The 26,050-nt window shown below is 36.7% G+C and carries 23 protein-coding genes; 2 read left to right on the forward strand and 21 right to left on the reverse strand.

The genetic code is table 11. The features are described 5' to 3' along the window. Nucleotides 1–61 precede the first annotated feature (61 nt). The 16 genes from accC to rimP form a co-directional block, all read right to left on the reverse strand. Nucleotides 62–1,429 (reverse strand): acetyl-CoA carboxylase biotin carboxylase subunit, encoded by a 1,368-nt coding sequence (gene accC, locus IAE51_RS02760; RefSeq protein ID WP_003132515.1) that lies wholly within the window; start codon nt 1,427–1,429, stop codon nt 62–64. Nucleotides 1,430–1,822: 393 nt separating this feature from the next. After that, nucleotides 1,823–2,257 (reverse strand): 3-hydroxyacyl-ACP dehydratase FabZ, encoded by a 435-nt coding sequence (gene fabZ, locus IAE51_RS02765; protein WP_003132511.1) that lies wholly within the window; start codon nt 2,255–2,257, stop codon nt 1,823–1,825. A gap of 126 nt (nt 2,258–2,383) precedes the next feature. Further along, nucleotides 2,384–2,851, reverse strand: a complete 468-nt coding sequence (gene accB / locus IAE51_RS02770) for an acetyl-CoA carboxylase biotin carboxyl carrier protein (protein ID WP_058204180.1) — start codon at nt 2,849–2,851, stop codon at nt 2,384–2,386. A 6-nt stretch (nt 2,852–2,857) separates the two neighbouring features. Further along, the gene (fabF, locus tag IAE51_RS02775) at nt 2,858–4,087 is read right to left on the reverse strand and encodes a beta-ketoacyl-ACP synthase II (RefSeq protein ID WP_011835565.1); all 1,230 of its coding nucleotides are present in this window, start codon (nt 4,085–4,087) and stop codon (nt 2,858–2,860) included. Nucleotides 4,088–4,127: 40 nt separating this feature from the next. Beyond that, nucleotides 4,128–4,859: a 3-oxoacyl-[acyl-carrier-protein] reductase gene (fabG, locus tag IAE51_RS02780; RefSeq protein ID WP_012897456.1), complete on the reverse strand. Its 732-nt coding sequence runs from the start codon at nt 4,857–4,859 to the stop codon at nt 4,128–4,130. Nucleotides 4,860–4,944: 85 nt separating this feature from the next. Further along, nucleotides 4,945–5,871, reverse strand: coding sequence for an ACP S-malonyltransferase (fabD, locus tag IAE51_RS02785; RefSeq protein ID WP_039114932.1), 927 nt, complete (start codon nt 5,869–5,871; stop codon nt 4,945–4,947). Nucleotides 5,872–6,150: 279 nt separating this feature from the next. Then, on the reverse strand, nt 6,151–6,372 hold the full coding sequence (locus IAE51_RS02790; RefSeq protein WP_003132501.1) for an acyl carrier protein: 222 nt from the start codon (nt 6,370–6,372) through the stop codon (nt 6,151–6,153). A 165-nt stretch (nt 6,373–6,537) separates the two neighbouring features. After that, nucleotides 6,538–7,515 carry a beta-ketoacyl-ACP synthase III gene (locus tag IAE51_RS02795; protein WP_003132499.1) on the reverse strand — a complete coding sequence of 326 codons (978 nt, stop codon included), beginning with the start codon at nt 7,513–7,515 and terminating at the stop codon, nt 6,538–6,540. Further along, a complete protein-coding gene (locus IAE51_RS02800; protein ID WP_003132498.1) occupies nt 7,515–7,955 on the reverse strand; it encodes a MarR family winged helix-turn-helix transcriptional regulator in 441 nt (146 codons plus the stop codon). Before IAE51_RS02800 ends, IAE51_RS02795 begins: the two co-directional genes overlap by 1 nt. Before the next feature lie 418 nt (nt 7,956–8,373). Continuing rightward, nucleotides 8,374–9,321, reverse strand: coding sequence for a mannose-6-phosphate isomerase, class I (gene manA, locus IAE51_RS02805; protein ID WP_012897453.1), 948 nt, complete (start codon nt 9,319–9,321; stop codon nt 8,374–8,376). Nucleotides 9,322–9,499: 178 nt separating this feature from the next. Further along, nucleotides 9,500–9,859: a 30S ribosome-binding factor RbfA gene (rbfA, locus tag IAE51_RS02810; protein WP_003132494.1), complete on the reverse strand. Its 360-nt coding sequence runs from the start codon at nt 9,857–9,859 to the stop codon at nt 9,500–9,502. 316 nt (nt 9,860–10,175) lie between these two features. Beyond that, on the reverse strand, nt 10,176–13,010 hold the full coding sequence (gene infB / locus IAE51_RS02815; protein ID WP_012897452.1) for a translation initiation factor IF-2: 2,835 nt from the start codon (nt 13,008–13,010) through the stop codon (nt 10,176–10,178). A gap of 20 nt (nt 13,011–13,030) precedes the next feature. Further along, the gene (locus IAE51_RS02820) at nt 13,031–13,336 is read right to left on the reverse strand and encodes a YlxQ-related RNA-binding protein (protein WP_003132491.1); all 306 of its coding nucleotides are present in this window, start codon (nt 13,334–13,336) and stop codon (nt 13,031–13,033) included. A 2-nt stretch (nt 13,337–13,338) separates the two neighbouring features. Further along, nucleotides 13,339–13,665, reverse strand: coding sequence for an RNase P modulator RnpM (rnpM, locus tag IAE51_RS02825; RefSeq protein WP_003132489.1), 327 nt, complete (start codon nt 13,663–13,665; stop codon nt 13,339–13,341). Nucleotides 13,666–13,829: 164 nt separating this feature from the next. After that, a complete protein-coding gene (gene nusA, locus IAE51_RS02830; RefSeq protein WP_058204183.1) occupies nt 13,830–14,978 on the reverse strand; it encodes a transcription termination factor NusA in 1,149 nt (382 codons plus the stop codon). Between the two features lie 164 nt (nt 14,979–15,142). Further along, on the reverse strand, nt 15,143–15,616 hold the full coding sequence (rimP, locus tag IAE51_RS02835) for a ribosome maturation factor RimP (protein WP_200094686.1): 474 nt from the start codon (nt 15,614–15,616) through the stop codon (nt 15,143–15,145). A 272-nt stretch (nt 15,617–15,888) separates the two neighbouring features. Between rimP and IAE51_RS02840 the strand changes: the two genes are divergently transcribed. Together IAE51_RS02840 and IAE51_RS02845 are read left to right on the forward strand one after the other, a co-directional pair. Next, nucleotides 15,889–16,293 carry a CidA/LrgA family protein gene (locus IAE51_RS02840; protein ID WP_017864315.1) on the forward strand — a complete coding sequence of 135 codons (405 nt, stop codon included), beginning with the start codon at nt 15,889–15,891 and terminating at the stop codon, nt 16,291–16,293. Nucleotides 16,294–16,311: 18 nt separating this feature from the next. After that, complete coding sequence (locus IAE51_RS02845; protein WP_033900360.1) at nt 16,312–17,010, forward strand: LrgB family protein; 699 nt, start codon at nt 16,312–16,314, stop codon at nt 17,008–17,010. A 74-nt stretch (nt 17,011–17,084) separates the two neighbouring features. Here the strand turns inward: IAE51_RS02845 and IAE51_RS02850 are convergent, their stop codons facing one another. The 5 genes from IAE51_RS02850 to IAE51_RS02870 all read right to left on the reverse strand — a co-directional run bounded on the left by IAE51_RS02850 (nt 17,085) and on the right by IAE51_RS02870 (nt 25,968). Beyond that, nucleotides 17,085–17,762 carry a pilin N-terminal domain-containing protein gene (locus IAE51_RS02850; protein ID WP_233611017.1) on the reverse strand — a complete coding sequence of 226 codons (678 nt, stop codon included), beginning with the start codon at nt 17,760–17,762 and terminating at the stop codon, nt 17,085–17,087. Nucleotides 17,763–17,795: 33 nt separating this feature from the next. After that, nucleotides 17,796–19,091 carry a class C sortase gene (locus tag IAE51_RS02855; RefSeq protein WP_233611018.1) on the reverse strand — a complete coding sequence of 432 codons (1,296 nt, stop codon included), beginning with the start codon at nt 19,089–19,091 and terminating at the stop codon, nt 17,796–17,798. Between the two features lie 64 nt (nt 19,092–19,155). After that, nucleotides 19,156–21,000, reverse strand: coding sequence for a SpaH/EbpB family LPXTG-anchored major pilin (locus IAE51_RS02860; RefSeq protein ID WP_200094690.1), 1,845 nt, complete (start codon nt 20,998–21,000; stop codon nt 19,156–19,158). Between the two features lie 131 nt (nt 21,001–21,131). Beyond that, nucleotides 21,132–24,674, reverse strand: a complete 3,543-nt coding sequence (locus IAE51_RS02865) for a KxYKxGKxW signal peptide domain-containing protein (protein WP_200094692.1) — start codon at nt 24,672–24,674, stop codon at nt 21,132–21,134. A 445-nt stretch (nt 24,675–25,119) separates the two neighbouring features. Beyond that, nucleotides 25,120–25,968: an Rgg/GadR/MutR family transcriptional regulator gene (locus IAE51_RS02870; RefSeq protein WP_200094694.1), complete on the reverse strand. Its 849-nt coding sequence runs from the start codon at nt 25,966–25,968 to the stop codon at nt 25,120–25,122. Nucleotides 25,969–26,050: the final 82 nt, after the last annotated feature.

A 26,050-nucleotide genomic window follows, 5' to 3' on the forward strand; every position in this document is an offset into this window, starting at 1 on the left:
TATAAATTTTACTGACAGATGAATTGTAAGCCATCTGACAATTCTGTCACTAATCTATTGATTAATCTTCTTTTTGATATTCTGGTAAGAAAACATTTCCTAAGAAGCTTGTATCATAATCTCCTGCCACAACATGTGGGTCAGAAATTAATTCTAGTTGGAAATCAACATTTGTAATGACCCCTTCAACGTCAAATTCAAGAAGGGCGCGTTGCATTTTCATCAGTGCTTCAAAACGATTTTCACCATGAACAATGACTTTAGCAATCATACTATCATAATATGGCGGAATACTGTAACCACTGTACATAGCGCTATCAACCCGCAAACCAACTCCACCACTTGGCAAGAAAAGATTAGTAATTTTTCCTGGACTTGGTGCAAAATTAAATTTAGGATTTTCAGCATTAATTCGACATTCAATCGCATGTCCACTAAAAGTCACATCTTCTTGCTTGACAGACAATTCATTGCCATTGGCTACACGAATCTGTTCTTTTACAATATCAACACCTGATACAAACTCTGTGACCGGATGTTCAACTTGAACACGTGTGTTCATTTCCATGAAATAAAACTTACCAGAAGATTCATCAAGTAAGAACTCAATGGTTCCCGCATTTTCATAAGAAACATGCTGAGCTGCTTTAACAGCCGCAGCTGTTATTTCATTTCGTAAAGTGTGTCCAATTGCAACTGACGGAGATTCTTCAAGAACTTTTTGATTATTTCTTTGCAATGAACAATCACGTTCACCAAGATGAATCACATTTCCTTGACTATCTCCTAAGATTTGAACCTCAATATGACGCGCTGGGAAAATCATTCGTTCGATGAACATGGCTCCATTACCGAAAGCAGCTTGTGCTTCCGCTTGTGCTGCCTCAAATGCTGGAACAAGTTCCTCAACATTATTAACCTTACGAATTCCTTTACCACCACCACCAGCTGATGCTTTAAGCATGATTGGATAGCCAATTTCTTCAGCAATTTTTACTGCTTCATCAGTGGTATGAACTTCGCCCTCAGAACCCGGTGTTACAGGAACACCAGCTTTAATCATTTCTGCACGAGCATTGATTTTATCACCCATCATATCCATAACTTTTGCTGACGGACCGATAAATTTAATATTCATTTCTTCACAAAGACGAGCAAATTTTGAATTCTCAGAAAGGAACCCAAAACCTGGGTGAATCGCTTGTGCGCCAGTTGCCACAGCAGCTGACAGAATATTATTCATATTAAGATAAGACTCAGTACTTCTAGCTGGGCCCACACAAATTGCTTCGTCAGCTAAATGAACATGTAAAGCATCGCGGTCTGCAGTTGAATAAATGGCAACTGTACCCACTCCTAATTCACGAGCTGCACGAATAATTCTTACAGCAATTTCGCCACGATTGGCAATCAAAATTTTATTAAACATAGATGTTCTCCATATGGGAAAATACCCCGAGCTTTTGCTCAATGGGTGTTTTGAAAGGAATGATAAAAAAGAAAGTCATTCCCAACAAAACAATTTTTTGATAAATAAAAATAAGTCCGAATTTACCATAAGTAAAAAATCTTATGGTTAAAATAAATTTTTGTTTCTTAATCATAAAAAATATGATTATTTTTAAATGAAGATGAGCTATTTACCTAAGGCAGGACACAACCTGACATCTTCGATATCAGGTCACCTTGACCGTCTTTAATCCATACTCGCTACATCGCTAAAGCGATTAGTCGTAATGGTTATAAGCCTATCTCCACTTCGTTTCGCTGTCCGTTTTCTCTACTTGCTAAAGCAAGTGATAAAAAGGCAAGTACTAAAGCACTAACGCCCTAAGGCAAAAGTCAAAGTTCCTTTAGCCGCCAATTTTCCATCAACAGTTGCTTCTGCTTCAACAACCGCAATTGGACCACGACGTTTGATAAATTTAGCATGTAAGACCAATTGATCTCCGGGAGTGACTTGTTTTTTGTACTTAACATTGTCCATTCCCGCATAAAAAACAAGTTTTCCTTTGTTTTCAGGTTTAGATAATTCTAAAACACCAGCCGCTTGTGCGAGAGCTTCCATAATCAAAACCCCTGGCATTACTGGATATTGTGGAAAATGTCCTTGGAAAAATTCTTCATTAATCGTCACATTTTTAATTGCTGTAATTTCATCCTCAGCAATATCAATCACACGATCGACTAATAGAAATGGATAACGATGAGGCAAAGCCTCCATAATTTCAGTTACATTAATGTTTACTTCAGTCATTTATTCTCACTTTTCTTTTAGAGATTCACTGACAGAACTTGTCAGTAAATTCTCTGGCACTTAAACCAGAGCTGTCAGTAACTTTTACATCAAAGATAAACTGACAGAGCTTTGTCAGTAATTTTTTTATTTGATTCTCATCAAATCTTGACCAAATTCAACGACATCTTCTCCAGAAACCATAATTTCCGTGATGACTCCATCTTTTGGTGCAGGAATTTCATTCATTACTTTCATTGCTTCAATAATAAGCAAAGTTTGACCTTTTTTAACTGAATCACCAACTTTGGCAAATTCAGCCTTATCTGGTGAAGGTTTAAGATAGGCCACACCCACTAACGGAGAAGTAACTGCTTCACCCTCAGCTTCAACAGCCGCTTCACTTGCCACGGGCACTTCTGTACTTTCTGCAACTGGCGTTACTTGTTGAGCTGTAAATGCAGGTGCAGTAGGTGCAGCACTTTGAGCTCCAACAAGGGCTTGACCTTCATTTTTAGAAAATGATAATTCACCATCAGCATTTTTCCAAGAAAATTCACGTAAAGTAGAACCATTGAATTGGTTCATCAAATCTTTTACTTCTGAAATGTTCATTTTTATTTACTCTCCAGTCCATTTCTTGAATGCCAATACAGCATTGTGTCCACCGAAACCAAAGTCTTGCGACAATGCAAGATTAATATCAGCAGGTTTACCTTCACCAAGAACAACATTAATTGTCATTCCTTCATCAAGTTCAGTTGTTCCAGCATTTACTGGTGCATATTGATTCAAAAGTGCTTGAACAGTTGCCACTGCTTCAATTGCACCTGTTGCACCAAGTGCATGACCGTGCAATGCTTTTGTAGATGAAACATAAGCTTTATCGCCAATTACATTGTGAATTGCTTTGCTTTCAGTTTCTTCATTGGCATGTGTTGAAGTTCCGTGTGCATTAACGTAATCAACATCAGCTGGACTTGCACCAGCTTCTTCCAAAGCCAATTTAATCGCATTTTCAGCACCCACTCCTGAAGGAGTTGTCATATGGAAAGCATCATTTGTATTTCCGTATCCAACAATCTCAGCCAAGATATTAGCGCCACGAGCTTGTGCATGTTCAAGGCTTTCCAAAATCAATACACCAGAACCTTCACCCATTACAAATCCTGAACGATTTTTATCGAATGGAATACATGCTTTTTCAGGGTCAGTTTCTTTAGTCAAAGCAGTCAAATTAGCAAAACCTGCAATTCCAAGTTCACAAATAGCCGCTTCAGCACCACCAGCAATCATTGCATCAGCGTAACCATGTTTGATTTCACGGAAAGCTGAACCAATTGAATTAGCACCAGCCGCACAAGCCGTTACTTCAGCACGCGAAACCCCACGAGCACCTGTACGTAAAGCAACGTTACCAGTTGCCATATTAGCAATAGCAAGTGGAACGTAGAGTGGTGCTACCCCTTTACGAGGGCCTTTAGCGACAATTGCTTGTGAATTTTTTTGTGATTGTTCAAGTCCACCAATCCCAGAAGCCATGATACAGCCCAAACGGTCAAAATTAGTATTTTCTTCTGTAATACCAGACATTTCCATTGCATCAAGTGCTGCATAAACCGCATAAAGTGAGAAAGTATCCATGCGTCGTGCATCTTTTTTCTGGAAATATTTATCAAATGGAAATTCTTTTACTTCTGCTGCAACAGAAATCCCTGTTGCTTCAGCATCAAAGTGAGTGATTGGACCAATTCCAGTTTTACCAGCTTTAAGATTGTTCCAAAATTCTTCTGGGCTATTTCCAATTGCACTAACTACACCATAACCAGTGATAACAACTCTATTTGTCATATTTTTATCCTCTTAATTTTAAAATTTATCAATGAATAATTTACATTGAAACTCCACCATCAATGGTAAGTACTTGTCCAGTCATATATTCTTGTTCAGCCAAGAATTGAGTTGCTGTTGCAATTTCTTCAGGCATTCCAAAACGTTTCATTGGAATTTGCCCTTTCATTGCATCTTTAACTTTATCAGAAAGAACTTCAGTCATATCTGATTCAATAAATCCTGGAGCCACAGCATTGACACGAACATTTCGTGCCGCAACTTCTCTAGCAATTGATTTTGTCAAACCAATAAGTCCTGCTTTTGAAGCGGCATAATTTGCTTGCCCAGCATTTCCCATAAGTCCAACAACTGATGAGATATTAATAATTGCTCCAGAACGAGCTCTGGTCATCGGTTTCAAAACAGCCTGTGTCATATTGAAAGCCCCAGTCAAGTTGATTTTAAGAACAGACTCAAAATCTTCTTCTGACATTTTCAAAGATAAACCATCACGAGTAATTCCTGCATTGTTTACCAAAATATCTACTGAACCAAGAGTTTCAATCGCTTCTGCAACCATTCGTTTTGCATCTTCTGATTTTGAAATATCACCAGAAATACCAATTGCTTTAACACCATAGGCTGTAAATTCAGCTAATAATTCTTCTGAAATTGCTGAACGACCATTAATAATTAGATTAGAACCCGCTTTAGCAAATTGAAGCGCAATTGCTTTACCAATTCCACGTGTTGAACCAGTCACAAAGACATTTTTATTTTTAATTTCCATTATTTAAGATATGAGCTTGCCTAAGAAGTTTTAGCACTTTAGTACTAAGATTTCAAAAGGACAAACTCAATTCCTTTCTTCAATTTTACTGATTAATCAAAGCTTCAAATGAAGCTAAATTTTCAACATTAGCAATTTCTGCATTTTTATCAATTTTTTTAATGAAACCTGAAAGTACTCTCCCAGGACCAACTTCAATAAAGCGAGTCACCCCTAGTTTTTGCATTGTTTCAACCGATTCATAAAAACGAACTGGTTCCATGACTTGACGCGTCAAAAGTCCTTTGACTTCATCATTTTCCATTACTTTGGCACTCGTATTTGAGATTAATGGTAATTCAAAAGGTCTAAAATCAATTTTATCAAGTTCCAAAGCCAATTTTTCAGATGCTGGTTTTAAAATTGCTGTATGGAAAGGTCCTGAAACTTTTAATTCAATAAGTTTACGAACTCCGGCTTCTTTTAGCAACTCAACAGCATAATCAACCGCCTCAACTTCACCACCAATAACAATTTGTGCGGGCGTGTTATAATTTGCTGGACTCACAATACCGCCTTTAAATTCGGCCGCTTTCTGGCAAATTTCTTCAATCAAGGCTGGGTCTGTGTTCATTACAGCGACCATTTTACCAGAACCAGTCGGTGCAGCTTCTGTCATATATTGACCACGTTTAGCTACAAGCTTAACTGCTTCTTGAAAATCAATGATTCCTGATGCTACCAAGGCAGAATATTCACCCAGACTAAGACCAGCAACAAGGTCAGGTTTAATCCCATTCTCACTTAACAAACGTAAAATAGCAACAGAGGTTGTTAAAATTGCAGGTTGAGTGTACTTTGTTTCATTTAGTTTTTCTTCATCATTATCAATCAAAGCTCGCAAATCATATCCTAAAGCTTGACTTGCTTCATCAAAAGTTGCTTTAACTGTTTCATATTGGTCATATAAGTCACGTGCCATTCCAAGCTTTTGTGCCCCTTGACCTGAGAATAAAAATGCTGTTTTAGTCATAATATATAGTAATCAACCTTTTGAATCAATGATTCAAAATCAGTCAATTAGAATTCCTCGTATTTTCTTTTATAAAGTTAATTATTAGTATTGTAAAATGTTTTTTATCTTAAAAAAAATGACATTCTTCAATATGAAAATTATAGGACAAGCTCAGTATATCATTACTGAGCCCCCTATACTAGAATTCTATTTTGAAAATAGAACTAGTCCAACGAAAAGAAGGGGCGAAATTCGCAAAAGAATCAACTCCTTTGCTCGCTTCACCCCCATCCCGAATTATTTGTTGTTTTCTACGTATTTAACGAGGTCAGCAACTGTTTTCATATCTGCTTCTGTATCAACTTCAACGTCGAATTCGTCTTCGATGTCATTGATGATTTGGAAAAGATCAAGTGAATCAGCGTCGAGCTCTTCAAATGAAGTTTCGAGTGTTACTTCTTCTTTTTCTTTACCGAGTTCGTCAACGATAATATCTTGTACTTTTTCAAATACTGCCATAATTTTTTCTCCTTTAATTGAGTGAAAATATTTATATTATATCCGCAAAGCGGTTTATAACCATTAGTTAGTGAAGATTTTTTAAAATCTTCTTGTGAGTCAAAGTTAGCTGATAATGTTTTCTTATATAGACAACTTAAGAAAAACTTGCAAACTTTGAAGCTCTTATAAATTAATAATTGCTGTACCCCAAGTGAGGCCACCGCCAAATCCTGTCAAGACGACTTTTGTTTGACCGTCCAAACTAAATATACCATTTTTTACGGATTCTGACAACAATATAGGGATGCTTGCTGCCGATGTGTTACCATATTCTTGCATATTTTGAAGGAACTTTTGGCGCGTCACACCAAGCTTTTTAGCCATTTTATCAAGGATTCTTGAATTCGCTTGATGAAGGAGATAATAATCTACTTCTTCAGCAGACAAATTAGCTTTTTCTAAAGTTGCCTGGATATTTTTAGGAACATCACGTACGGCAAAATCAAAAATTGCTCGCCCTTCCATACTCAAGTTTGAACTTTCGTATGAAACAGAGGCAAATGGAGTTTGGATGTCAGCATAACTAGAAAGTAAACTGTTCCCACGACTTCCATCTGTTTGCATTTTTTCAGCAATAATCAGAGGTTGACTCGCGCCAGCTTCAATAAGCACACCAGCAGCTCCATCTCCGAAAAGAACAGCAGTTGATCGGTCTGACCAATCAATTACTTTTGAAAAGACTTCTGCGCCAATGACAAGCCCTCGTTGATATGCTCCTGAGGAAATTAATTTTTCCGCTGTTGATAGAGCAAAGACAAAGCCTGAACAAGCCGCAGTCAAATCGTAAGCAAAAGCATTAACTGCTCCTACTTGAGCTTGAACCCGTGCCGCGGTTGAAGGCATCAATGAGTCCGGAGTTACTGTAGCAACAATGATGAAGTCAATCGTTTCTGGGCTTAAATTTGAATCGCTAATCAACTGCTTAGCAACTTTAGCTGCTAAGTCTGAGGTGTTCTCTCCAGTTGAAATATGGCGATTTTTAATCCCTGTCCGACTGTAAATCCATTCATCATTAGTATCCATTATTTTGGACAAGTCATCATTAGATACCACATTTTCAGGCACATAGTGTGCCACTTGCGTAATTTTCGCAAAAGTCATTATTTCATATTCTCCAAAGAATCGTGTAAGGTTGCAAGTTCACCAGCCAATTTATTTTCAGTAGTTCCATAAACGCTATCAAATAGATTATCTGTAATCGTATGGAAAAATTCACGGTGAGTTGCACAAAGCTCATCACCCTTCGATGTCAGTATAATGTGAGTCACTCGTCTGTCCGCTGTAGAACGCTTGCGTTCAATATATCCCTTATCTTCTAATCGATTGAGGGTAATTGTAATTGTTGACAAGGCCAATTTTTGATTTTTGGCAATATCTGTCGCACGACAAGTTCCTAGCGTATGAACCAGTGTCAAAATTTGTAATTCTTTTACTGTTACATCTGAATAAGCTGAGTCCTTTAAAAATTGCTCCTCTAATATCATAAAATCATGAAAGAGTTGAATCAGCCATTCATTCACCTTATCAAAATCTGTTTTCATCTGTCATCCTCTTCATTATTTAGATGTGAGTCCGACTTTAGACATTACGAAAAAAAAGAAATTGAAATCAATAAAACCCCCTTATGAAATTTTATTATTACATTTAGATAGGGGATAAACTGATGCAAAAAAAACATCATCAACTTACCCCCTGATTTATTATTCTATTTTTTCTTTCTCGCAAGATGAACTCAATTTGTTTTTATATTGCAAATGGTTTTCTGTATCAAATTATATTATTTTTTAGAATGATTTGCAAGTAATAATTTTTAGAAAACGTCATCATTGCTCAATTTTTATAAAAAATATTAGTTTATGTCAGTAAAATTTGCCTTCCCAAACTACTGACAGAAATAATTTCAACAAAAAAAGTTACTGACAGAAAATTTAAAGTTTTCATCAGTAACTTTTGAATACATTAGGCAGGATTGCTGGCAATAATTTCTAATTGACCAGACAAATTCCATTTTTCAATGTTGCTTGGTAAGATGAAATGAGCTCCTTTTTCAACTGGATATTCATTTCCATCAACTGTTAATTTTCCTTGACCATCAAGTACAGAAACTAAAGTGTAATCAGCAACTTTGGTAAATTCATGGTCACCATGAATTTGCCATTTATAAACATCAAAGAAATCTGATTTCACAAGAGTTGTAATTTCTGCATCAGCAAATTTTTCAGTTTTAACTTGATTTTCAGGAACTTTGTCGCCCGGAATATTCAATACATCAATTGATTGTTGAATATGTAATTCACGTAGATTTCCTTGGTCATCTTTACGGTCGAAATCATAAACACGGTAAGTTGTATCAGAAGATTGTTGTGTTTCAAGAATAACAATTCCAGCACCGATTGCGTGCATTGTTCCTGACGGAACATGGAAGAAATCTCCTGTTTTCACTTTTACCTTACGTAACAAATGATCCCAATCACCAGATTTAATCATTTCTGCTAATTCTTCACGTGATTTAGCATTATGTCCATAGATAATCTCAGCGCCTGGTTCAGCTGAAATAATGTACCAACATTCAGTTTTTCCAAGTTCACCTTCATGTTTTTGTCCATATTCATCATCTGGATGAACTTGCACAGAAAGCCAGTCATTGGCATCTAAAATTTTAGTTAGTAAGGGAAAAACTTCTTTTTTACTATCACCAAACAATTCGCGGTGACTTGCGTATAATTGGTCAAGTTTTTGACCTTTAAATTCGCCATTAGCAATTGTTGACACACCATGTGGATGAGCAGAAATAGCCCAATATTCACCAACTTTGTCTGATGGCAAATCATAGCCAAACTCTTTCAAATGGTCGCCGCCCCAGATTTTTTCTTGCAAAACTGAGTTCAAAAACAATGGTTCTTTCATAATTTCCTCCAAATGAGCAGATTTTATTCGCTTTCATTTCACAATGTCTATTATATCACAAAATTTATCTAGAACAATTCTGTCAGTATTTTTATGACAAAAAAAGTTACTGACAGAACTGTCAGAATGTATTCAACCTAAAGAATACACTCAATTTTTTCGTCAGTAACTTTTTTAATTAATATTCTGATTTATTGTTAAGCCCACGAAGAAGCTCATCAATTTTTGAACCATATTCAACAGATTCATCTTTTGCAAAAGTTAAATCTGGAATTTTGAAAATGGTCATGCGTTTTGCCAATTCACTTTTGAAAAGTCCGGTTGCTTTTTTCAAAGCAGTTGCGGCTTTTTCATTATCAGAGGCAAGATTTGACAAGAGGCTATAATAAACAGTCGCTTGACTCAAATCACCAGTCAATTGAACATCAGTGATATTTACATCTTGAACACGTGGATCACGTACTTTATTTCGTAAAATATCATTGATTTCGCGTTGAATTTCTACAGCGACACGGTCGCTACGAAAAGAATTTCCCATTTTCTCCTCCTATTTTTTCGTTTAAAATGTAGATAAATGATTTTTAAATCACTTTTCCACACCCACATTTAAAAATGAGTAAAAGCTCCCAGAAACAATAAACTTAAATAAAATTCATCATTTTTAACCAGTCGCCCTCATCTTTTATTTAACTGAGTTCACCTTCTTAGAAGTCAGTGAAAATAGACAAAGTGGAACCTACGCTACGCGTATAACCATATTTCTCTATCTACGCTGTCTATTCTCACTATGCGACTAAAGTCACAAGTCAAATGGCATTTTTCATAACTTCTTAGCAGGATTTCCTCATACCTTATTATTTACGTTCGATTTCAACCATTTTGTAAACTTCAAATGTATCGTCAATTTCAACATCGTTGAAGTCTTCAACCATCAAACCACCTTCTTGAGCATTTCCGACTTCTTTAACGTCATCTTTGAAATGTTTAAGACTGGCAATAGCTCCATCATGAATCACGACACCTTCACGAATGACACGGACAGAAGCATCACGGGCAACTTTACCACGAATAACCATAAATCCGGCAATTGTACCAACTTTAGAAACGTTGAATGTTTCGCGAACAATTGCTTCACCAATGATTTCTTCTTTGAACTCAGGATCAAGCATTCCACGCATTGCTGTTTCAACTTCTTCAATTACTTTATAAATGATACTGTGCAAACGAATATCAACTTCTTCTTGAGCCGCTTGTTCACGTGCAAGACCAGTTGGACGAACATTGAAACCAATGATAATCGCATTTGATGCTGCTGCAAGTGAAATATCAGACTCTGAAATTGCCCCAACAGCTGAATGGACGATATCTACTTTCACACCTTCAACTTCAATTTTTTGAAGTGAAGCAGCAAGCGCTTCTGCAGAACCTTGAACATCCGCTTTGATGATAATGTTAACAGATTTAGTTTGACCTTCTTTAAGAGTATCAAAAAGATTGTCCAAGTTAACACGACGTGTATTTTGACGTTTGATCAATTGAGCACGTTTAGCACGTTCTTCCCCAGCCGCACGAGCTGCTTTTTCATCTTCAAATACTGCGAAGTGATCACCAGCTTGTGGTACGTCAGAAAGTCCAGTTAATTCAATTGGAGTTGACGGACCAGCTTCTTTAATCCGACGTCCGAGGTCATTTGTCATTGTACGAACACGACCATATGTGTTTCCGACAACAATTGGATCTTGAACATGAAGTGTTCCTTGTTGTACCAAGAGAGTTGCAATTGCCCCTTTACCTTGGTCAAGACGGGCTTCAACAACAGTACCAATGGCACGAACAGTTGGGTCAGCCTTAAGTTCTTGCACTTCTGCCACCAGAAGAACTGTATCTAACAATTCATCAAGATTTTGGTTAAATTTAGCCGAAATTTCAACGAATTCTGAACCATTTTCTGGATCCCAAGCGACTGGGAACACACCATGTTCAGTCAATTCTTGTGTTACACGTTGTGGATTGGCACCTGGTTTATCAATTTTGTTGATTGCAACAATAATTGGCACACCAGCAGCTTTAGAGTGATTGATTGCTTCAATTGTTTGTGGCATTACACCATCATCAGCAGCAACTACAAGGATTGTAATATCTGTGACAGAAGCACCACGAGCACGCATAGAAGTGAAGGCTTCGTGACCTGGCGTATCAAGGAAAGTAATTTTCTTACCATTCGATTTGATTTGGTAAGCCCCAATATGTTGAGTGATACCACCTGCTTCACCCTCAGTCACACGAGATTCACGGAAACGGTCAAGCAAAGTTGTTTTACCATGGTCAACGTGTCCCATAATTGTAACAACAGCTGGGCGTTCAACCATGTTTTCTTCTTTAAGATAACCATCTTCAACAAACAAACGTTCAATATCTGATTTATCTTCTTCAACTTTTTTGACTGGTGTTACACCATAATCCATGAGAATCAACTCAATTGTATCTTCATCAAGTGATTGGTTTTGGTTGACCATTGTTCCCATCATGAAGAGTTTTTTGATAATTTCAGCTGGTTCGCGTTTGATTGATTTAGCAATATCTTGAACATTCATTCCTACTTCATATTCAAGACTTTCTGGTAATTCATGGAATTTACGTTGAGTTGCTGGAACACTTGAAGATTGGTTGTTTTGGTGACGACCACGACCACCTTTTTGATTCCAGTTTGAGTTACGCGCATTACGAACTTGATTACGATTATCATTTACGCGAAGTGGACCACCTTTACGGTTACCATCTTTTGTATTATCGCGGTTATTATCAGATTTTTTACGGTCACGGTCACGACGGTTTGTTTTACCAGAAGTAGCTGGTGTAAACGAATCTGTTGCTGGTGCACTACCTGATGAAGCGAATTTGTCACGTTTTTGACCTTGATTTTGTCCTTGACCAGATGAACGGTTCTTATCATAATGGTTTCCACCTTGACCATTTCCATTTTGGTTAGGACGGCGATTATCATTACGATTATTTCGGTCATTACGATTTTTGTCGAATTTTTTCTTTTCAGGACGAGCTGCCGCTTGTTCTTTTTTGATATCTTCGGCACGTTTAATAACTTTGATTTGAATTCTTGGTTTTTGAGTCAATGATTTTTTCTTTTCTTCAGTAACAACTGGTTCTTTTTTATCAGCAACATTCTCTGGTTTTACTTCAGCTTTTGACGTTGCTGTGTTATCTTTTGTTTCTACTTTTTCAACTTTTGGCTCAGATTTAGCTTCAACTTTTGGTTCAGCTTTTTTAACTGGTTCACTAGCTTTAGGTTTTTCTGTAACAACAGGATGTTCAGTTGATGCAACTTCTACTTTTGCTGCTTTTTCAGCTTCTTCTTTAGCTTTAATTCTTGCTAAAATTGCTGGGTCCTCAACAACTGCTTTTCCAGCAAATGTGCGTGGATGGTCTTCCTTGTTTTTCTTTGCTGACTCAGCAGCTTTTGGTTGACTTTTTTTAACAGGTTTTTCAGCAACTTTAGCAGTTTGGTCAGTGCCTGTTTTTGCACTTTGAATGATTTTTTCTGCTTGTTCTGCTGTTACAGAACTTGAATGTGATTTCACTTCAAAACCGAGAGTTTGTGCTGCCGAAACAAGTTCAGCATTTGTTAATCCAGTTTCCTTAGCAATTTGGTTTATACGTTTTTTATCAGACAATCTTTGTCCTCCTTATATCATCAATTGTTCATGAGGCTCTCCATTTTCTTTGCAAATCCATCGTCCACAAGTGCAATAACCTTGCGATTTTGTCCTATGGCGTGCGATAATTCTATTTCTGTAAAGAGTGTTGAGACAGCAATCTCATAATAATTTGATTTATCAGTAATTCTTTTACTCAAATTTGCTGCGGCATCATTGGCAAGAAAAACTAATGTAGCTTTACTGCTTTGAATTGATTTAATCACCAATTCTTCACCACTAATAATTTTTCCAGCTCGTTTTGCAATTCCTAGTAAATTTGAAATTTGTTGTTTTTTATCCATCTTTAGTCGTAGTCCGGCGCTAAATCAGCGGAATAGGTTGCAGATTCAAGTTCTCGTCGAGCAACAAGGTGTTCAACATAAGTGATTAACTCATCATAGAACTCATCAGCAATTTTAGTTTGAAAAGCTCGGTCAAAAACACGTTTTTTCTTAGCTTCTCTTGCCTCTTTATTCAAAATAGCAATATAAGCTCCGCGTCCATGTGCTTTACCAGAAGGGTCAATTGAAATTTCTCCCTCTTTATTATACGCAATCCGTAACAAATCCTTTTTGGGAAATTGTTCATTCGAGACTAAAGATTTTCTCATTGGAGTTTTTTTCTGTTTCATCGAAAATCCTCAAAATTTCTGTTGAAAAAATGACTGACAGCCAATTTCTTGACCACTAGAATATCAGCCATTTTACTGACAGACCTATAAAAAGAAATTTTCAGCACCTTTGTGCTTTTTCTAAAATATTATTTTCTGTCAGTAAATTTTCAAGCTTTTAAAATTTATTCTTTACTTTCGCTAACTTCAGGTGTTTCAACAACTTCTTCAACTACAAGAGTTTCGTCAACTTCAGTTGTTGGAATTTCTTCCCCATCTTCACCCACGAATTCATAATCATCCATATTGAATTCATCAGCCGCTTTAATATCAATTTTACTGTTTGTAACGTGTGCAGCAAGACGAACATTTTGACCACGTTTACCAATGGCAAGTGACAATTGGTCGCGCGCAACAACTGCTAAACTTGAACCATCAGCAGTAATCAAAACTTGTTCAATACGAGCAGGTTTTAAAGCATTGGCAACAAGTGTCGCTTTATCTTCTGACCATTCAATGATATCCATTTTTTCACCCGCAAGTTCGCGAATGATTCCTTGGATACGTGAACCTTTAGCCCCAACCATTGTACCAATTGCATCAACATTTTCATCATGACTTTGAACGATGACTTTAGCACGGTCTCCAGCATCACGAGCAATTGATTTGATTTCAACAGTTCCATCAAAAACTTCAGGAATTTCTTTTTCAAACATACGTTTGAGCATATCAGGCGCAGTACGTGAAATGAAGACACGAGTTCCTTTTGGAGTCAAGACAACATCAGTAACATAAACTTTTACACGGTCTCCCACATGGAAGTTTTCTTGTGGAATTTGGTCTTTCTTAGTCAAAAGAGCATCAACACGGCCAAGATTTACATAAACGGCACGAGCATCAACTTTTTCAACAGTTCCTTGGATGATTTCATCTTTGTAACGGCTATATTCGTTATAAATAATTGTGCGTTCTTCTTCACGCATTTTTTGCATGATAACTTGTTTAGCAGCTCCAGCAGCAGTACGAGCAAAATCTTTTGGTTTTTCTTCAAACATAATTTTGTCGCCAATTTCATAGTGAGGATTTAATTCATGCGCATCCTCAAGTGAAATTTCAAGACGACTATCGAAAACTTCATCCACGACTTCACGAGTCGAATAAACATTGAAGTTTCCTTTCTTTTCATCAAAGATAACTTTAACATTTTGTGCTTGACCATATTGACGCTTGTAAGCTGCTGTGATAGCTTGCTCAATCGCTTCAATAACAATCTCAGATTTGATTCCTTTTTGCTCTTCTAACATTGCAAAGGCGTTCAGCATTTCTTTGCTCATTTTTTTCTCTCTTTCTTTTTATAAGAAAATTTCATTTTTAATATAAGCTAAGTTCGACTACCTTGAATCAAGGAAGTTCTACATTTTCGCCTAACTCAAGGAAATCGAACTCAGCTTCTAATTATTGATTCTCTTTAGAAAAATCAATAAATCCTGTCATATCTTTAAAATTTAACCATCGTTTGTGCTTTTGCAACAGCAGATAAAGGAATTTCAATATTTTTATGACGGGTCTTATCCAAGACATCTACCACTAAAGTTTCTCCATCAAAGCTTACCAAATCACCAGTAATTTCTTTTTCATTATTGATTTTTTGATAAAGTTTAACGAAAATATACTCACCAACTGCACCCGCAAAATGCTCAGCTTTACGCAAAGGACGTTCAGCTCCTGGACTTGCAACCTCTAGTAGATAACCTTCTGTTGGAAACGGGTCTGGACTAATGGTATCAAGCAAAGGTGAAATGATTTCACTCAACTCAGCCGTCTCATCAATTTCGATTCCGCCTTCTTTATCCACCAGAATTGAAAGCATCATATCTCCACCAAATTTTTCCCATTCAACTGCAAACAGTTCAAAAGGTTGAGGAATATGAGGTCTAATGAAATCTTTTACAATTTTAACAACATCATTCATAGGCAATTCTCCTTTCATAAAATACAAAGTTAAAGTCAACTTCTATTTTAAAAACACAAGAGAAGGAGCGCCCTTACGAACGCTCCTTTCTAATAGTTTATTTATATTTATTATAACACGTTTCAAGTAAAAGTCAAGCACACATTTTAAATTTTTTATTAAGCCATTTTCATTAGTCTAAAGCCAGTTTATCCTTGAAAAAGCCTATCTCGAAGAGTACAATAAAAATTGTTGTAAAAATTATCCGTAATTAACTTAGGGAGTTAACAAATATGAAAATTTACCTGCAATTATTAATCATTTTTGGCTTTTCTTTTATTGGAAATGTCATTTCAAACGTCTTTCGTTTACCAGTTCCAGGCTCTATTCTAGGAATGATACTACTTTTCCTCGCATTACAATTCAAAATTCTTGAATTTCGTCATGTTGATGAAGCCGGCAGCTTTCTTATCAATAATATGACCATTTTGTTTTTGCCAGCCGGTGTTGGAATTATGGCCAAATGGAATTTGATTAGCCACTTTTGGGCACAAATCCTCTTGATTGTTGTTGGAGCACTCATTATAAATATGCTCATCTTAGGAAAATTAGTTGAATGGATTAAAGTAAAATTTGAAGGCGATTATGTCGCTTTAAAACCAGAAACTACCGTCACTTCTTCCACTGAAGACCAATAATTTGGAGCATATAAAATCATGAATATTATCACTACCGACCCTCTCTTTGGCTTTGTCCTTACCGTTCTTGTCTTTATGATTGGAGTACGAATTAATGAAAACTTTCGTAAGCCTTGGACAAATCCACTTCTCTTTGCGACTGTCGTAATAATCCTAATTCTCTCACTAGCTCATATCCCTTATAAAAACTATTATATCGGGGGTTCAATTATCAATGACCTTATTGGACCTAGTACCGTTGCTCTTGGAATTCCTCTCTATAAAACTTTCCACTTGATGAAACATCACGCGCGCTCAATTGTTAGCTCAATTGCTATTGCGGCTCTAATCAACTGTATTTTTACCGCCCTTTGTGCTAAGTTTTTCAGCCTTAGTAAACTCGCTTCTCTTTCAATTTTCCCTAAATCAGTAACCACTGCAATGGCTATGGGAATTTCAGATAAAATGCATGGTGTTGAACAAATTACCGTTGTTGTCGTTGTTGCTACAGGAATCCTCACAAGCGTGCTGGGCGGCCCTCTCTTAAAACTCTTTAGAATTACTGACCCAGTTGCTCAAGGGATTGCCCTCGGAGGAACTGGACATGCTGTCGGAACCGGAACAGCGATTGAACTTGGAAAAACCCAAGGTGCAATGGCAGCTCTTAGTATCGGAGTGACTGGTATTATGTATGTGATATTTGCTCCAATCATTGCCAAAATCATTCTTGGCTATTAAAAAACTCCTATATAAATAAATAAGGTTGAACATTTAATTGTCCAACCTTATTTATTTAGCTAAATTTAATCATTTTATTTAACTTCTTCTTCTTTTTTTCTGCGTTTTTTTAAGCAGATAATAATCAGAAATAAGACAAAACCATAAGAAGTTAATAAAAGAGAACTAGCTACACCAGTTTTTGGTAATAATCCAAAAACTTTTTTTGATGAATCATCCTTACTTTTAGGAGCTTTAGGAACTTCAATTGGTTTAGGAGCAGGCTTAGGTTTGTTTGGAGGTCCGGTTTTTTCCTTATCAACATTAGATTTAGGATAAATATAAACCTCATTTAATCCTGAAACTGGAGCCTTGATTACCAAAGGTAAAGCTGCTTTCAGCAAACCTTTCTGAGGGTTAGTTTGTTCTTCAATCAAATAATAACCATCAGACACAGATAAACTAGCTACTCCATTAGAGTCAGTCGCCAAATCAGCAACCTCTTTTAAAACTGTATAACTTGATGGCGGTGGATTTGTTGCCTTAAGTTCTGAACCATCCCCAGTAGGTGAAATTTCATAAACTAAATAATGAATTCCAGAAAGAACTGACAGTTCGTTTCCTAAATTATCCAAGGGGAGGTTATTAATCTGTAGTCCATCATTTGTCGTCTGATTCTCGCTAAAACCTGTCGCTCCAGGGCTTAGCCCATATTTTACAATAATTAAGCGACTATCAGCAAAAGCTTTTTGACTGACAAGTCCCAAAAACAAAAGCAAAGGACTATTAAGAACCCCATTAACTTGCTACTTTTTGTCAATTATTCCTCCCCCTTTCTTTAATTTATTAATATTCAAGCATTTAATATACTTTATATATCCCAATGCTTCTTCTGTTTTCAAAACATACTGCATTATTTTCTTATCACTAGTAAAAGCAGGCCCTACGACAAGCGCATGTTTTTCATCCCCATAACCTTGTTTCTCATTAATATAATTTTGCCAGTTTTCCGTTTTATCTTTAAATATCCAGCGGGACAACTTTTTAATTCTTTTTAATCGATAAACATTTAAGAAAAGCTCTTCTGAGTTCAGCTTTTCTTTTTGAGCAAATTCATCTAACCACTGAAACACTAGTTTCTTAGAATCAGTTAAATAAAAACCTTCACCAAAATCTCCTACCAATTGTCCATCAGAAAGAACAGGTTTTTCAATTTTTCTAGCAGCAACATGATATAAGTTCCGCTTTCTCCCAAAAAGTAACCATAAAAGATAGACTAATCCAAGAAACATTAAGAAAGCAGACCCAAACATCACCCAAAAATTATAACCAAACTGATTGCGTTGAATATCTTCTTGTGGCGTAACCTTTGATAATGCTGTTCTTTCACCAGTAACTAGTAATCTTTTGTTATTAATACCTGTTGGATAACAAGTGACTAAAGTCACCAAATCTCGTCCTTTTTCAATACTCAAAGATGAAACTTGATTGGGAGCAACGATGCGAATATCATTAATCTTGTACTTTAGAGTGAGATTCAAAACATGAAGATAAAAGATATCACCATTTTTGAGTTTATCTAGATTAGTAAATAAAGTATCATTCACTCGCCCAGAATGAGCAGGTAAGACAGCATGACTATTGATTTCTCCAATTGGCAAAGAGGATTGAGGCACATGTCCAACCCCTAGTCCCAAAATTTTTTCAGAATCTCCATGATAGATTGGAATATCATTGACTTTAATCTGAGGAATCGTGATAAAACCCATCATTCCCGTAGTATCAATTTTTAAGACATTGTTATAGTTAGGAATTGGCTTATTCCAAGCAATATGCTGACTTGCATCATAGATATAATCATTGTAAAGTTGCGCGTTATAAAGCTGTGCTTGACTAAGCAATTCCTTTACTTTAGCACTTCCTATATTTGAAAGATTTTCATCGTATTTCTGAACAGATTTGATATTTTGCTGTCCTGCCAAATAGTTAACAACAATCGGGTAGAACAACAATCCAATAGCAATTATCCCAAGAATAATACTCAGTAAATTTCGGAAACTGAAGCCCTTTTTACGGGAGGTTTTTGGTTTTTTCTTTGCCATCATCCCCTCCTAATCTACAATATCAATTTGGCTAGTTTACCACTTCCATTAAAGATAAAGATTTTTATTTCACAACTTCTTCTTCGTTATCTTTACGACGTTTAATAGCAAAAGCAATCACCCCTGAAACAGTTGCAATAGCAATGATTCCCGCTAAACCTTGTCCACCTGTAAATGGTAATGCAAATGGTTTATTATTGGTAATTGTAGTATCAGTAGCAGCTGGTGCTGTGCTTGCGGTGACGGCACCAGTCAGGTTAGCTGCTGTAGTAACACTAGGAAGTTGATAACCTGTTGGAGCGGCAACTTCGACAAGATAGTAATTCGTTGTGTTACTACCATCCGTGTTATTATCAACCAAGTTCAAGCCGTTAAAGGTTGCAATCCCATCTTTACCCGTAGTGAATGTGACTGGTGCAGTTGCACTTGTATTTGCATTTCCTGAAGTATCCCCAGTGACAAAAGCCGCTTTACTTGAAGTTAGATTTGTTACTGTTCCACCTGAGGCTGAGTTATTAAAATAAGCTGCATTCGCTTCAACAAAATCTTGGGCATCCTCTTTATTATCAGCACGTACAACGGTAAAAGTTGCTCCTGCCAAAGCTGCATTAGTTGAAGCATCTGTTTTAGTCATTTCAAGACCACCCACATTAAGTGTTGATTTAACTGCTGTCGTCGTTGAAAGATCTGCTCCATAAGCGTTAGTGATTGTCGTAGTGGCTGAATCTGTCGCACTACCAATGGCGCTTTTAACCGTTGATGGAATGATAATATTCAAAGCACCATCTGCGTTGCCAAGCAAGCTTGCTGCGTGTTGTTGACCAGCCGTTGTCAAAGTAACCACGATTTTTCCATTGCCATCGTTTGTGATTGTATAGTCAGTTGTCGGAGTCAAAGTACCCACTTTTGTTCCACTTCCATTTGTAACATTTACAATCACCGTACTTACTGTTACTGTTGAGCTGTTGACCAGATTATTAGGCAATTGGTCGGTAACAATATATGTACCTGTGCCCCCTGTAGTCCCGTTTCCGTTGTTTGTTTGTGAAGAATCAAAAACTGTATTCACATTCCAATTCACAGTATTTCCAGCTGCCGCAGTTGTCGTATTTTGATTATCAGACCCATTTGTCCATGTTCCATTAGCCAGATTTTCATTTCCGGCATTGTTGTCCGTATTTGTGAGCGTTTGGTCAGAATTTCCCGTCGCATTTGGATTAGCAATTTGATTTGGTGTTTGACCATTGAAATTATCATCCGCATTTGTTGTCGCACTCGTTCCTAAACCTGCTGAACTTGACATATCTAGTTTTGGATAAACGTTAACAATACCCGCTTGGCTGTCTTCGTGGCTGACTTGGACGATAAAATCTCCAACAGTTGTAATCCCGTTGACTGTTGTCACTTGATGAAACAGATAATAACCATCGGTCAAGCCAGTGAAATCAGCAAGACCAGATGCATCTGTAGTGACTGGAGCTACAGAAGTTGTATCTGTAAATGAAGGATCAGTCACACCAGTCGGAACACCCGTCCCTACATATTTTGTTGCTGAAAAAGTCACATTTGCCATTGTGCTTGGAGTTGAACCTTCAAGAGTTGTTTGTTGGCTACCGTCGTTTTTGGTGCTTCCAGTATTTCCTGCTTGTCCTCCTGTTTGATTATTAGCAATCCCACTATCATTAACAGGATTGCCATCGGAATCTACAAGTCCGTTATTTTGCGTAGGATTTTGATTCCCAGCTGCTGATTGAGCATAGATAGCCACTTCGCCATTTGAGACTTGGTCCGCTACATTAGTTGTTTTCGCATTGACAGTTGCAAGTCCACTAAATCCTGCAAGAGTACTCAAAGCAAGTAAGCTAACGCTTGCCAAAGCAAAGTTTTTATTAAGTGAGTTAATTTTCATTTGTTTATCTCCATTTTTATTTGATTGAGTTATGAGTAATTAAGTTAAAAATATACTCAAGCTTTTGGAACGGTCTTTTATTTTATGTGAAATAGGGATTTCTTAACTAGAATTTCCTCTTATTTTTTTTATCATTCGTTTGTCCCCTTTCGCTGTGCTTGTGCTAAATGAGTCCGATTTTTTGTATGGAATATTTTTGCGTAAGGACGAGTGTGTCGAGAAGTTAGGTAAATATTTGATCGTTTATTATCATTTTTTCCTAAAATCTCCTTGTTAATAACTTCAAGATCTATTTCTGCTTTACGTCGTTGACTAAAGTAGAATCCAAGTGCCCCAAAAGCCGCCAATCCTATCATCAAATATAGGAATTGATTACCAGCTCCACCTGCAAAAGGAAGTACAAAATTAGTAACTGTCAACTCTGTTGTTGATTTAACATAGTCGCTTGTGGTCGCTTGGCTAGAATTTATAAAATCGCCAACTGTATGTCCACCTGAAGCTGTAGTTGTTTGCCAATTTGTATAATCAACTAAACCTTGGGCAGTTAAAGCATAATAATTTTCTATATAGGCTCCTTCTTGAAGTTTATTTGTCGGTAGGGTGATATCAGAATTATTTATCCAAAGTATGTTCCCCGAGCTATCAGTGATAAGAACACCAATTGCATCTCCGTTAACTATTGGATTTGTTCCAATATTTTCTACTGAGCTTCCATCAGCATTACTCGCCCCTACTAGATCAGAAGATGGATTGTAAGAAGCGGCGCGTGGAATGATATGATGATTATTTGTTGTAATTGCTGTTGCATCTTGCACTTCTAGAGTAGTCTGACTTGTTACTGTATCATTTGCCAAACTTGTCGCATCTAATGTTTGCAAAAACTGTGATACTGTCCCACCAGAATGACTAGAAAGCCAGTTAGTATAGGCTTGAACACCAAGGTAATTGAGAGCATAGTAATTCTCGGTATAAGTTCCAATTGAAAGTTGCAGTGAATTTGTTGCATCTCCCCAATAGTCTGTTTGTCCTCCAGTGATATTTACAATCGCGTTATAGCCATTGATTACATAACTTAAGCCATCATCGTCCGCACCATCTATATCGGTACTTGATGTAATTTCACTACTTGGAATATAATTTGTTGCAGGATTAACATGCTGACCTGAAGTGGAATTGCTTGTAATTGTAGTCTGGTCAACTGTCATCAACAAATGAACCAATTGTGTTCTATTACTCTTTGTCCCAGCTAAAACATAAGGATGAGCAGCTAATAAATCAGAAAAGGTTTTATAAGTTGTTGTTGGAGCTGAATTTGTGGCTGTAGTTGTTGTCCCCTCTTGATACTGATAGCCAGTAACGATATATTTAATACCTGTTGCACCATCAGTATATGTGACATTATCTGTTGTACTCAAAGTATTACCAGTAAGAGAATTCATATTATCAATGACTTGACTCTGATAATTAGTTGTTGTCGAACCTCCCAAAATTGAACCTACAGTTGGAGTAAAACCTCCTTGTGCAACATTTAGAGGATCATTATCAGGATTAGGGTCAATCGAAATAAACCAGGTTACATTTACAGTGTTAGGTGCCAATTGAATATAATACTGGTTACCAGTAGGTGCATAGACTTGTCCACTTGGCCAAGCGGCATTTGTTCCATTAGTTGTTGAGCTACTAATTAATGTACCTGATGCAGATGTTCCGGCATAAATAGCTGAGATGTAATAACCTGAAGGAATTTGTGGGCTAGTATTATATCCTGTCGGTGTAGTAACACTTCCTCCTGTTGTTCCAGTTGAAGTTAAAATTGCGGGAATTGCCGGAGTATTTAATGCTGTACTAGTGTATCCATAGGTGTAAGTTGCAGTTTGTGATACTGCAGTCAAAGTAACTGTATAAGTATTCAGGGTACTTGTAGCACCAACAGTCGGATTTTGGCTTGTAAAAGCAGCTAGGGTCGCTGCCGTTGTAGCACCGGAAACTGTTGTTGTCCCATTTGATATTTGCGTAATGTTGTAGCCTGTAGGAACAGCATTTGAAAGAGCTGTTGCATAGCTAGATAACAAAGTGGTGTTTGAAAAAGGGTTGTCGGTTACAACTGATGCGTCTGTTATACCAGTTGCTCCGTAAGCAATCTGATTTGGGAGATTTGCAAGGGTTGTTCCACTTGCCTTCGCCCAGTTGAATAAAACAGTTTGCTGACTTGGTGTATAGCTTACATTTAAGGCATTGGGGTTGGTTGTTCCTACAATAAAGTTAGAAACAGTTGTGGCTGAAGTATTCGTTGTGGATGCTGGGTTTGCTGCAAGAACTGTCGTTGTTGTTGCAGAATTAGCTTGATAACCTGTTGGAGCTGCTGGAACAACGTAGGTATAAGTATTATTATCTGGGCTTGTTGAACTTGGAGCAGTTAAAGCCGCACCAATCGTATCATTGACATTTGCCGTAATTGAACTTTGTGCCATAGATGGAATCGGCTTCCCTGTAACTTTATTGAGATAGTTTATAGGTACAGGTTCTGTTCCTTTTGATCCAGTAATCGTTGCTCCATTTAAAGAAACAGAAAGATTACCATAATTCCCGCCTGTCCCGCCAACAAAACCAACTGTTAATGAATTTTGTAGATTAGTATGAGTTGTTAAGGTATAACCACCCGTTCCTCCATTGACAGCACTTGCTCCAATTAATGCGCCATTACTTGTTGTTTGAGCAATCAAATTAAATGTTAAAGTCCCTGAAGTATAGCCTGTGCTTGCAGTATTTGTTGCATCAGGAGTCCAAGTGACTGTAATAGGTTCTTGTACGGACGATGTAATAGGAGAGGCGACACCTAATGCATAGCTTGTGTCGGTTGCAAAGGTGTAGGCTGTCCCATTTTGAGTGTTGGTCACGGGACTATAGGGAGCAGCACTACCTAATGAAGGATAATTAGCAGCTTGTAAAGTTCCACTACTATCCGTATTGCGAATTGCCATTACAACTCCTGGACCATCTGTCCAACCATTTACAGTTGCAGATCCGTCAATTCCTGTCAACGAACCGGTTGAGGCGTTGGATAAGTTAGAATAAAGATCGCGGCCGAGGAAAACTGTGTTAGGCAGACCTCTAATTCCAAGCCCATCATTTGTCGCCTGAGAAGATTGAGCATTTGCTGCTAACTGTGCCTTTGATGCCCCTGTTAAAATAACCCCGATGGCATCTCCTGATTTTGTGAAATCAGTCAGAGAACTTCCTGAATCAACTTTAATTGTTGACTTCAAGGTAAAACCTGTTGTTGCTGAAATAGCTGAAACTGATCCATTAAATATTCCTAAACCAACACTATTAGCTGTTGATGAAACAAGATTAATCCAATTACTTGCTACAACTGCTTTACCATATAAAGCATAGTTTGAAGAATTAGCAAATTCAGTTCCAGAGTAGGTATGTCCTCCTGTGTCATAACTTGTATTTCCTGGAACAAGTGTTCCGGATGAAACAGATGCTGCTTGCGCTTTCTCTGTTTTAGGCTGGAAAGCTAGGTTTCCAATAGGAAGTAGAGTTGAAGCTGTGAGAGTCAAAACGGTGGCACCATATAGCCATTTTTTCCCTGATTTCCAAGTACGAAAGCGAGTTGTTTTTACTTCATGACTGGTTGTATAACCTTTTTGATGCTTAGAACGATACATGCTTTATACCTCACTTTCTAGTTATTCATCTCTTACTGAATAGAATTTCTTTTTTTACTGAGAAAACATCTCATTTCTTTTTGTCTTGACCTCATTTTAACATTGCGCTTTTGTTTCATCAAGTAAAACGGAAGCAAGCTTTTTAATGTAATTAAAAACTTTCTTGCAATGTAATATTGTTTTTTTTAGAACTAAATTTAAATTATCCTCTGACTCTTTGTAAATCAATGGCTTGTAAACCACGTATTCTATAGACTTTAAAAATAAAATAAAAACCGTTCATTTAAAAGAACGGTTTTTATATGTCTTTTTCGAAAGTAATCTTTTCGTAATGTTACTTTAGCTATATTTTTTTAGATAATTATTTTTTATAAGTACATTATGATTTTAGTGCTATTATTATTTGTATTAAATTTTTGCTTTAATAAATATTTAAATAAAAAGTTCATTTTTCAGAACGATTTTCTCTTAGTATTCTTTTATCATACTGTAGCTTTAAGGTTTTTCGAAAATCTTCTGCTCCTATTTTTTTTAGAAACTTTAGTGTTTCCTGAAGCTGCATTTTCCCCTGTTTTTTATCCGTATAATAATAACAATAAAAAGATTCAGCAAAATTTATAATGACATGACTCATCACATCACCAGGCATAAAAAATTGTTTGGAAATCATCAGAATTTCTTGAGCCTTTTCCTTTTTTTCGCTATCAATAAATTTAAAAATTATTTTATAAAAAAAACGATAGATCAGTACACGATAATAGAGATTATTTTCATAGTAGGCTTTATCATAGCGGAAGTCCTCTATGATATTATCAATTATGGAATTGTCGAGCTTATCTCCTATATTTGCCAGAATAGAAAGCTCGAAAAATCCCCAAAATTGAACTCCTCTTAGATAAAATTCTATTTCGTTAAGCTCCTCAATAGTCAACCGTCGGTATAGTCCTCTTGCAGAAAATGCGATTAACTTTTGCTCGTTTGAGCCTTCTTTATTGATTTCGTATATATATTGAAGTTGTTTAATATTTCTTTGATAATAAGCATGCTCAATTTCATCAAAAATCGAAATATAATTATCCTGCTCGCCATTATTAATCATTAAACTATAGTCTAATGGAGAAACATTCATTTTTTGAAGTGCAAAATCAAGTCGGTCAAAAGAGAGCATGCTTTTACCATTTTCAAAATTGGAGAGGGTTGACTTTGCAATCCCCAGTTCTTCAAAGGCTGAAAGCGAAAACCCATGTTGAATTCTAAGGTCATGGAAGGCTTTCCCGTATTTAAAATATACCATTTAATCTTCTTTCAATTAAATTAATTTTTTTAATAGTATATTTCAAATTTAAAATTTTTTCAATTATTTTGCATAAAAAAAA

It is taken from the genome of Lactococcus sp. S64 (genome assembly GCF_016516525.1).
Lineage (GTDB): Bacteria > Bacillota > Bacilli > Lactobacillales > Streptococcaceae > Lactococcus > Lactococcus lactis.